Below are 3,856 nucleotides of genomic sequence, written 5' to 3'. Positions count from 1 at the left end.
ATCATCACCACGCTCCGCCCGATCCAGGCCGCCCTGATCCGCGCCGGCGACCACACCCAGCTGATCCCGGCCCACATCCCCCAGAACGCCGCCGACATCATTCACCAGATCACCGGTGAACCGGGACACTAAGCAAATGCATCAAGTCAGGCGATTTCGACGAGGATGTCGGCCAGTTGCGATCCAACGGTCGTGCGGACCGGGTACGGTGCGCTGAAGAACTCCTGGTAGGCCTCGTTGAACTCGGCGAAGTCGGCGAGGTCGGCCAGGTGCACCGTGGTTTTCACACAATCGTCCAGGGTGAGTCCGTGCTCGGCGAGCACAGCTCCGACGTTCCGTAGCGTTTGGCGCGTCTGGTCAGCGACCGAATCCGCGACGGCACCGGATGCCGGGTGCTGTGGCCCGAAGCCGGCGGTGTAGAAGAATCCGTTGGCGATCACGCCCTGGCTGTACGGTCCGGCGGGCTGGGGAGCGTTCGCGGTCTGAACGGCGGTCTTGGTCATGGGAGGATCCCTTCTCTTTGGTGGATGGTGGTCTGCTCCGCGGTGTCGCAGACCCTGGCCGGGCAGCGCCGCGGTGAGTACTCCACCGGCGAGCACACGCACGCCGGCGACGAGGACGTCGTCGATGCCGATCGAGTCTTGCATTGGCTCGTCGTAGGTGGCGACGTCGGTGACGGCCCCCGGATCCACGACGACGATGTCGGCCACGGCGCCCGGTGCCAGGACGCCGCGGTCTCCCAGACCGAACCGCGCGGCAGGGCCCGAGGAGAGGTGGTGGACGGCGTCCGTCCACGTCCAAGTGCGGGTTTCGCGCACGTACTCGCGCAGAAGTCGCGCGAAGGTGCCGCGGGCGCGAGGGTGAGGATGGGCACCGATGAAGATGCCGTCGGATCCGCCCATGTGGCCCGGGTGCGCGAAGATGCGGCCCAACTCGCTGACCGACCTGTCGTGGGGCACCGCCATGATGATGTTCGCGCGTAGTCGGCATGCCTTCATGGCGTCAAGAGCCAGCTCGATCGGAGTGGTGCTCGCGCGCGTCGCCGCCTCCGCAATAGTGAGCCCGTGGGCCCACGCGAATTCGGGTGCATCGAGGTGCGCGAACGTGATCATGTGGGGCCACCCCGGGCCGAGGCTCGGGTTCAGCGCGACGCGCGGGAACCAATCCCGGCGCAGTCGCTTCCGCACGCCTGCGTCGCCGAGGGCACCTACCACCTCGTTCACCGGGAGCATCAAGAGTTCGGGCGGCAGCAGCGGCATGCTGATCAGACTGCAGCCGCGCGTGTAGGGGTAGGCGTCAAACGTCGCGTCGACACCGGACGCCGCTAGACCGTCGAGTTGGCTGAGGACGATGTCCGCATCGGCGTGGAAGTGTGAGATATGGACCCGCAGCGCAACACCGGCGGTGGCTGCGGCATCGTGGGCGATCTCGGTGATCTCGGCGATTCCCGCAGCGGCATTCTTCTCGTAACCGCCGCGCATGTGGCTGACGTACACGCCGCCGGCGCGAGCGACGGGCCCGCACAAGGCGGCGAGCTCCCCAGCGTCCTGGAAGAGACCAGGAACATAGTCGAGCCCGCTCGACAGGCCGACAGCGCCCGCCCGCATTCCCTGCTCCACGAGGGCGACCATCGCGGAACGCTGTGACGCATCCGCGGCCTCCTGCGAACGCCCGCATACCTCGAACCGAACCGTGCCCGCGGGCACGAGGTAGGCGGCGTTGAGCCGTGACGCCGCATTGAGCCCTGCGAGATAGGCCCCTACGCCCGCGCCGGAGTAGTCCGGGTAGCTGCCGTTGATGGCGGCGAAGTACTCGGTGGCGTATCCACCGTCGCCGGGAGCGCAGGAGACGCCGTCCTGTCCGACGACTACTGTCGTCACGCCTTGGCGGAGCAACGCGCGCTGCACCGCATCGTCGCCGATCAGACCGTCCACGTGCGCGTGTACGTCGATGAATCCGGGCATGACCAACCGGCCGGTGCAATCCAGCACGGTGTCGCCTGCTCGGGCTGTGACCGTCCCGATTTCGGTGATGATCGCGCCCTCGACCACGACGTCGGCATCTCGCTCGCCGGACGCGTTGACGATCCGCCCTCCTCGCAGAAGGGTTCGGCCGGTGCGCACGGAGTCCGTCATGATCGCACCTCAGAAGTACGTGCGTACGAGGTCGATGACGGCACCGGAGGTCCACGAGTCGACGACGGGCAGCACGCGCCACTTGTCGAATGCCGTACAAGGGTGGGACAGCCCGAGCGCGACCACGGAGCCTACCGCGACGGGCGCGGGCGCCGCGCTCGACCAGCGCAGATAGCTGTGCTGGTCGTTCATCGTCGTGACAGCTGCGTCGGAGAGGGGTCGCCACGTGGCACCGAGGTCGGATGCCATGTGCCGCGGAATCGGCAGACCCTCGTCGTAGGGGAAGTCGCGTTTGCCGCCGTCGAGCAGCGCGAGTCCCGTCTCGGGCTGCGACACGACGCGAGCGATTCCGTGCATCGCGGTACGGAACCGATGAGCATCCTCACCCTCGGTGCGCCCCTCGTCGAATGGCGAGATCTGCCGGTAGAACCCGTCGTCGTGGACGATGTACGCGCCCGACCGCAGCGTGAAGTGGGTCGGGTATTCGTCGGAGGTCGCGTCGGCGTCGGCGTAGACATCGGCGACGATGTCGAAGTACGCGCTCCCTCCGGCGGTGACGTAGACTTCACCCGGGCCGTAGAGATGCCGGATCCGGTTGTGTAGTTCTACCTGTCGTTCCAGATATTCACGGACTGCGTGCACGGCCGAGTGGGAGCGCTCGTGTGCGAGGCTTCCCTCGTACCCCGCGACCCCGGCGAGTCGCAGGGTGGGTGCTTGGACGACCCGCTCAGCAACTTCGATGGCCGCGTCGATCGTCCGCGCGCCCGAGCGACCTCCCGGCGCACCGAGTTCGACGCAGACGTCGACGGGGCGCGGGACGTCGAGTGCTTGGAGCGCCGCCGTCATCACGTCCACCGTGTCGACCGAATCGACCCAGCAGACGAATCTCAGTTCCGGGTCTGCGAGCTCAGCGGCGAGATAGTGCAGCGAGCGCTCGTCAACCACCGCGTTGGCCAGCATGATCGATGACACGTCGAAGCTGCGCGCAACGCGGACCTGGCCCATCGTGGCGAGCGTGATCCCCATTGCGCCCGCGTCGAGTTGGCGTCGCCAGAGCGTCGGCGACATCGTCGTCTTCCCGTGTGGCATGATCTGCAGTCCGCGCTCTCGGCACCATGCCGCCATCGTGTCGACGTTGTGGCGTATGGCGGAGTCGTCGAGCACGATCATCGGTGTCCAGAATTCTTCGAGCCGGGGAGAGGTGGCAAGGAGCTCGGTGACCGTCGTGCCGATGGCGAACGTGGGAATTCCCTTGTCGCGCGGCGTCAGCAGTTCATCAGCGGGAGTGCGCATCGGATCGGCCTTCATGTCGACGCGACCAGTTGCGCGAGCGCCGGCAGCTGGTCCGGGTCCGCCAGAGCCGAGCCCACGGCGACCACGCGCACTCCGGCCCCCAGGAAACCGGGTGCGGTTGCCGCGTCCATTCCACCCGTGGCCACGAACGTCGCCTGTGGGAACGGCCCACGCATGGCGTCGAACCACCCGACGCCGAGCAGGGAGGCGGGGAACACCTTGACCCAGGTGAGCCCTTCCTTGAGGGCGAGTTGCAACTCCGTGGCAGTGCCGACACTGTGGGCAGCTTCGGTTTGTGTCGTCGTTTTCGCTGTGGTCCGTGTCGGGTCAGGTGGTGCCGATGACGAGGGTGCTGCGGGCGGCTTCGACGACGTCGTTGGTGATGACGTCGAGCTCGTTGATCTTCAGAACGCGTTGGATCTGTGGGA

2 protein-coding genes and 2 pseudogenes are annotated in these 3,856 nt (G+C 67.1%); all 4 read right to left on the bottom strand.

The features are described 5' to 3' along the window. Positions 1-146 precede the first annotated feature (146 nt). On the bottom strand, positions 147-2,051 hold the full coding sequence (locus tag BKD30_RS01555; protein WP_235861268.1) for a Rid family hydrolase: 1,905 nt from the start codon (positions 2,049-2,051) through the stop codon (positions 147-149). A gap of 93 nt (positions 2,052-2,144) precedes the next feature. Next, positions 2,145-3,428, bottom strand: coding sequence for an alanine racemase (locus BKD30_RS01550; RefSeq protein ID WP_076701065.1), 1,284 nt, complete (start codon positions 3,426-3,428; stop codon positions 2,145-2,147). An 11-nt stretch (positions 3,429-3,439) separates the two neighbouring features. Next, positions 3,440-3,715: pseudogene (locus BKD30_RS01545) on the bottom strand (2-dehydro-3-deoxyphosphogluconate aldolase); the annotation flags it as partial. Between the two features lie 40 nt (positions 3,716-3,755). Further along, positions 3,756-3,856: pseudogene (locus BKD30_RS16585) on the bottom strand (AAA family ATPase); the annotation flags it as partial.

The organism is Tersicoccus phoenicis, from assembly GCF_001968835.1.
GTDB lineage: Bacteria > Actinomycetota > Actinomycetes > Actinomycetales > Micrococcaceae > Tersicoccus > Tersicoccus phoenicis.
The sequence above is the reverse complement of the archived record's forward strand: the minus strand, read 5'-3'. Positions and strand labels throughout refer to the sequence as shown.

What these genes read in the sequence shown, in the direction of transcription:
- BKD30_RS01550 (WP_076701065.1), bottom strand. Translation starts at nt 3,428, where the DNA reads ATGCGCACTCCCGCTGATGAACTGCTGACGCCGCGCGACAAGGGAATT.